This window comes from Moorena sp. SIO2C4, from assembly GCF_010672485.1.
In the GTDB taxonomy this organism is placed as follows: Bacteria; Cyanobacteriota; Cyanobacteriia; order Cyanobacteriales; family Coleofasciculaceae; genus Moorena; species Moorena producens.
This window is the reverse complement of the sequence record NZ_JAAHGN010000389.1, coordinates 1-6,457: the sequence shown is the minus strand read 5'-3', so window position 1 is coordinate 6,457 and position 6,457 is coordinate 1. Positions and strand designations below refer to the sequence as shown.

The 6,457-nt window shown below is 41.1% G+C and carries 4 protein-coding genes and 1 pseudogene; 2 read left to right on the top strand and 3 right to left on the bottom strand.

The features are described 5' to 3' along the window. Nucleotides 1–360: 360 nt before the first annotated feature. From F6K20_RS19770 to F6K20_RS19760, 3 genes are all read right to left on the bottom strand, one after another. Nucleotides 361–2,490, bottom strand: coding sequence for an AAA family ATPase (locus tag F6K20_RS19770; protein WP_287295756.1), 2,130 nt, complete (start codon nucleotides 2,488–2,490; stop codon nucleotides 361–363). A gap of 859 nt (nucleotides 2,491–3,349) precedes the next feature. Continuing rightward, on the bottom strand, nucleotides 3,350–3,661 hold the full coding sequence (locus F6K20_RS19765) for a hypothetical protein (protein WP_008180838.1): 312 nt from the start codon (nucleotides 3,659–3,661) through the stop codon (nucleotides 3,350–3,352). 102 nt (nucleotides 3,662–3,763) lie between these two features. Next, a complete protein-coding gene (locus F6K20_RS19760) occupies nucleotides 3,764–3,985 on the bottom strand; it encodes a hypothetical protein (protein WP_075873662.1) in 222 nt (73 codons plus the stop codon). 776 nt (nucleotides 3,986–4,761) lie between these two features. Here F6K20_RS19760 and F6K20_RS19755 point away from each other — a divergent pair. Further along, the gene (locus F6K20_RS19755; RefSeq protein WP_008180834.1) at nucleotides 4,762–4,926 is read left to right on the top strand and encodes a hypothetical protein; all 165 of its coding nucleotides are present in this window, start codon (nucleotides 4,762–4,764) and stop codon (nucleotides 4,924–4,926) included. A gap of 356 nt (nucleotides 4,927–5,282) precedes the next feature. Continuing rightward, nucleotides 5,283–6,457 (top strand): annotated as a pseudogene (locus F6K20_RS19750) (mechanosensitive ion channel protein MscS); the annotation flags it as partial.

Sequence of the window (6,457 nt, the reverse complement as noted above, 5' to 3'; positions counted from 1 at the left end):
TGTTTGTAACTACGCCGTGGAAATTAGCCTCGGACACAGTTGGGCAATCAGTATCGGGATTATTGCTTGTATGAGCTGTGGTGTGTATGAATTAGGGCGTCAGTCTGGGAATTGAATTTAGCTTCTTTTGGAAGCTAAAATAATTCTAGAAATAAGATAACAGTAATAAAGAGAAATAACTTGATCAATAATATGTTCGCGATCGCCTAAGGATTACAGTATTATACTTGTGGCTTAATCAGGTAAATAGCACGTAAGCATTCAGCTATCAGCCTTGGCCAAAGGCCAACGGCTGAATGCTTACAATCGCACTAGGTAAGTCGTTAGTGTAAAACTGGCTCACTACTGACCGTGGCCGGATTATTTAAGCGATCGCATTCCATCACTCCATACCTTACCCATCTTCTGATACTCCCGCCGAGTTCCCTGTAACAGATGTTCCATCATCACTGCACTACCTGCTTCAGCCGCTAGAAAAGCTGCTGCTAGGGCAATATTTTTAATATTCCCTCCACTCAATTTGAACTGCCGTGCCAAAAACTCAAAATCTAGATCTGCTGACAAGGGGATTTCCTCAGTCCAAATCCCCTCCCAAATGCGCCGACGACTAGCTTCATCTGGTGAGGGAAAGTGAACTGTAAAGGCTAACCTACGCACAAATGCCTCGTCTAAATTTTGGCGCAAATTTGTTGTCAAAATTGATATCCCCTCATATTCCTCCATCTTCTGCAACAGATACCCAACTTCAATATTGGCGTAGCGGTCATGAGCATCTCGAACTTCAGAGCGTTTGCCAAACAGAGCATCTGCCTCGTCAAACAGAAGGATAGCGTTAGCTGTTTCGGCAGCCATAAAAATGCGGTTCAAATTTTTCTCAGTCTCGCCAATGTACTTACTGACAACCTGGGATAAATCAATTTTGTATAGCTCAAGCTGTAGTTCATTAGCAATCACTTCCGCCGCCATGGTCTTACCTGTGCCTGGTGGACCTGAAAATAGTACATTTAATCCTTTGCCAATGGACAGCTTGCGGTGAAAGCCCCATTTTTCATAGACAATATGACGATACTTGGCTTGATTACAAATTTCTTTGAGCTGAGCAAGTTGATCGGCGGGTAAGATAATGTCTTGCCAACTATACTTAAGGTTAAGTTTGCGGGCTAATTCAGTTAAATTGTTACCAGATTGGTCACGAGCCGCTGCTAATAAGTCATTTAGGGTTGGCTTAATTGTACTGTTTAATGGCAATTCTTCAAATTCGGCAGCAGCAGGCCACAAAGCCTGATTACAAGCAGTTGTCACTGCTCCTGCTATTTGGGCTGAACTCAAGGTAAAACGATTGGCTAGGGTATCCAAGTCGCGATCGCTAAGTACAATTCCTTTAGTTTCTAAACTAGCTTGCCAGTAAACGCGCCGTTGGTAAAAATCCGGTGTAGCAAAAGGTACAGTAATCACACCCTGGAGATTGGTCAACTTTGGCACCCACGACTGTATTCCAGATAATATCACCACACCTTTCGCCTCAGTTAGTCTGTCAAGTAAGCTTTTATATAACAGATGCTGCTCTTTGGTCTGTAGTGCATCCCAACTTTCCAGACTTTCTAGATAGAGGATAGCATCGTGAAAACAGGCTTCACGGAATAACAATTTTAGCAGTTGGTCAAACTCTTCCTTAATTGCTAAAGCTTGAGCTAAATCCGCAATTAATAACTGCTTGTTCAGTTGAGCGGCAAGGGCGATCGCTCCACGGCGTTTTTCAGTAGAATGTAAACCAGAGAAATACAGATGTAGAGGCTGGCTGGTATTTTGAGCGTGTTTGACTAGCTTAGGAAGTATGTGTTTAATGTCATCCCTAATCGGTAACTTGTCCTCAACCGCAGGACTATCTATCAATTGACACCAAGATTCTAAACGCGGTTCAAGACTCTTTTGTTTTAACAGAAAATGGATAACTTGATCATCTAGCTTGAGATAATAGGATAATATTGGTGGCTTAACCTGATGAGGGTCAGGAATTAAATGAAGTAAGCCATGTTTGATTAAGGGTGCATCAGGAGCAAAATGAACTCGTTGCAACAGTTTGGCTTCAGCAGAGGGACATAGTAAATTTAAGGCTAAATCAATACTAGGTCGCCTGCGAGTGACATCATCCTGAAGATAGGCATACAGACGCTCGTAACTTAAATCAATTTCTGGAGCCAGGGCAATCAGAATCACGTCTAAATCAAATTCAGACAAACCAAAAGTCTGTTTCAGCCAGTTTAATGGTGTATTGTTAGTCTGATCAGACTCAGTTTTTTCTGCATCTACTGCAAACAAAGGTATCCCTGGTTCACGATCTAGGAGTTGTTTGACCTGATCGCGATCAATACGAAGACCTCGATAAGGGTCAGTAGCTGCTTGAGAACCGTAGACAGCTTGTGCTGTTATTACTGCTTGCTCTAGTAATTTATTTAGTCTTTCTAACGCTGAGAGTAGATAGTCGAACATGGCTTAGTTCAGAAATGTTGAATGATAGTTAAAAACCTATACAAATAGCATATAATTTTATAAAATAGAGGCTAAATTAAAATTTAATAATGTTGCTTCAATGATATATAATTTTCAAAAAATCGTCAAAAGATACGTAGGTAAATTACCTAATGATGATTATCCAGTCCTCAATACTTTCCTAAAGGTGCGCTTTCCGTTGGCGAATTAAATTCGCCCATGATTGCAACTATTTTTGTTAAAATGGTTATAATTTGTGCTATATAATATTCAAAATAGTATGATTAGTTTAGTCAAGGGTTTGAATGTGCGTGGCATAGAGGTAGACATATCGACTTTTTATAAGGCGAGCAAAGTTAGCAATCCAATGGTGTTTTATAATTTGTTCGTTGACTTAATAAAAAGTATTAATAAAAGCCAAAAAATAGGCAAGGCTAAATTAGCATTATTTCCGCGCTTATTCAACAATAGTGACCGAAATCACGCAAGCTGTTATGGAGCCAAGGTTTTCATCAAGTCAAACTATTAAGTGGCTTAAATTTATTAACAGCAGAGCCATGAGGAATAATGATTCATTTCTCTTGGTGCGCGTTCCCTAGGTCAACGATGAAACCTTGAACAGGGTAGCCTTTATAGTTGGCAGTCTGTGAGTCATAGGTTTAAGTCTTTTTAATAAGGCTACCCTGTTCTACGGTAACTTCCTGCGTCGGGAAACCCGACCGGGGTCGCACCGCGTGGGTCTTGGTCACGATAGCAAATATGGTGATAACACAATAGAATCAACTATTTAAAGTTACCGTAACAGAGTGTTTGAAGTTACCGTAGAACAGGGTCGCCTTATCACAAAGACTCAACCCTTTTATGCTAAACCGTTTCCCCCATAAAGGCGACCCTGTTGAAGGTTTCGTCTCCGGCCTTTATAGCGACAGGTTATGGGTAATACTTTTAAGTTATATGAAATAAGGCTCCCCTCTCCAAGGTTTATGTCTGAGAAATGCAAGACGCACCGTTCGCGTAGCGTGGCCGAAAGGCCAAGGTTCCCTAACACCACCACCCTATAGTTGGAGAGTAACCCAAGACTTTTTCCCAAAACAGCTGTTTGCTCATCAAAATTACTGCTGCCTTTTTTATCCAAGAACTCCGATGTAAATCGGCCAGGCACGATGATCATAGATCACGCTAACCATCAAGATATTAATCACCCCCCAACTGGTGCGGTCATACGCCAAATATATCCTATCGTTCGGCTTAAACATCTCTTCTACCAGAGCACTTACACAGGGAAACCAGATTGAAACGATATTGAACTGGTAATTTCTGAAGGGCGACTCTCAAACAAAATAGCTAACGGCAGGGCTTCAGCTAACACTTCTAGTTTGACATGTCTGAGCAATTGTAGGCTGGCAACGACTAAGGTCAGGAACAAATACCTGGTGTAATGCAGCTTATTTTTTCGGTGCGTAGTTTCGAGGTTTCCTCGAAATGCAAGACGCACCGTAGGATTTTATGGTATGGCGCACGCTATCATTTTTGGTAGATAGGTCAGGGTTACTATATTTGACCTATCTTTTTTTTGCTTCATCTGCTGTATCCCTTGCTAAACAATGGCTATACCCGCTCTGTCCCCCCGTCAGGTATTTCTATAAATTATATTTTATTTTTAGTCTTCCATCATTTTGACATAATTAAAATTTTAATCTTTTTGGGGAACTATTAATTAATAGTAATTTGAGTTAATTAGACTAAGAGCTGATTTGTAAAGTAAATCTTAAGAAGTCTGAAAGCCTTGCTATGATTGTCTTTTGGGTATTAAATAGTTCAATTGTTCTATTTGAGCGCAAGCCTTATCCTACAAGGATTACAGCGAGTTTACGAATCAGCTCTAATAAGCGATTTGGCTATCACTACTTATTTAGACAGCTTACACCCTGTTAAATCCTCAATACATAATCTTGGTCATTTGTCAAAAAAAATTAGATGCGTTTGCCCTGGCCATCACTACATGTTTATCACTACCTCCGGATAATTGCCCACACTTACGATATCCAGACAAAATCTTTCTCCCCCTGCTCTCCTGCTGCCCTGCTCCCCCTGCTCTCCTGACCAGGAAGTAGGTTATTCAACCGGATTTGATAGTATTCTGTTTCTCTAGGAGCATTCAACGAATTGTTAAGAATACAGCCCAGTAAAAATAAATGGTTTTACCGAGTTTTACAGAAGCAGATTATACCAAATACGGCTGGTAAATCTACCATTACCGATAAATAAGCTATGGATGATGGCAGCCATGAAAAATTAATGATCAGCCAGGGAAATAAAGATGTGATAAAAGCGGAGTCGGTATTCAGCAAAGATTTTGCAAAATTTTTGTTCAAGATGTTTATTGATGGAAAATATTGGGCAACAATAAGGACATGGCTCGATTTGAACCAATAAAAGGCTATCTATACCTTGTTGACTGTTGAGTGTTTACTGTTAAACGTTAACTATTGACTGCCCTCGAGATCGTCATTTCTTCGTTAAATACAGAGAATTAGAATCTGTCAAAACCGAATATTTGCGGAAAATTCGGTTCCCCTGCTCTGCTGCTCTGCCCCCCTCAGTCTAAATCAAGAATCAAACAGCTCTGCCGATCTTCGGGGGTAATGGGGGGAGCAACTGTTGACAGTCAACGGTTAAAACTCAACAGTGAACCAAACTATACAGGTTACATCTTCATTGGTTAACACTCAACAGTCAAGCAAACTATACAGGTTACATCTTCATTAACGTCTTATTAACACGAAAAACCAATGATTCGTTACCGACATAAGAAAATTAGCATTTTATTTGGCAGTCTCTTAATGGTTGGGGCATGGTGGTTACCTGCTCAAGCTAAACAGACCACTAATTCAGTCTTAGAGAAAGCAATTACAACTGAGGATCCAACTATTCCGATTGAGGAGCTAGAGCTAATGCTCAAGCCCTTGACATTAGATGAGCTGGAGGGTGAAGCTAAAGCGTGGATGTTCTTGCTTAAAACTAAAGTTAAAGAACTTAGCGATGCTGAAATTGCTGTCAAGCGCAAAAATCGAGAGCTTCAACAAACTAAAGAAGCTGTTGATGCCCTAGAAGATGCCAAAGAGGCTCTTGAGGAAGCGACAGACACTAAGGAAAAAATAGAGACTGAGGGATCGGCTGAGGATCGCCTTAAAGCTTTAAAAGCTGCTGAAGAGGCACAGGAAGCTCTCGAAAAAGCTCAAGAGTCAGTAGAAGAAGCAGTTAAAGAAGAGGAAAAGACCCAGCATGATAAAACCTTGCAAGGGGCAATTGATAAAGCAGTTGAAAGTACTGAAAAGGAAAAAGATAAAGCAAAAACTTCAAACGAGGATGTTGCTAAGGTTCAAGAAAAGATTGGGACAATTAGCAACAAAATCGTTACTGATGAACAAGAGCAGAAAAAGACTGAACAGGGACTTGACAAAGCCAAACAAGACCTAGAAGAAGCGGTGGAAGCGAAGACCGAAGTTAAAAAGCAAGTTCTGGTCAACATGACCACACTGCGAGAGGAACGCACTGCTTTAAGCGATCGCTTTGAGGTGGTACTTGAAGAGCTGGAAACTAAAGGCGGTGATGTCGAGTTGTACAACAAATACATCGATGCAATCAGTGGGATTAAGGTTGACGTAACCGACACTCAAGGAACCTGGATTACCATCGTCGGCTGGCTCCAGTCTAAAGAAGGAGGTCTGCGCTGGGCGAATAACATTGGCAAATTTTTAGGAATTGTCGCTGGCTTTAGCATCCTCTCCCTGATTGTAGGGACAGTCCTCGAGAAATCTTTGTGGATGTTCCCGAATATGTCAGCTATGCTCCGTCAGTTCGTGGTTAGGATAACCCGTCAAGGATTATTTGTGGTGGGTATTATTTTAGGTATCACTGCCCTAGAGGTCAGTATTGGTCCACTGATGGCTATGATTGGAGCTGA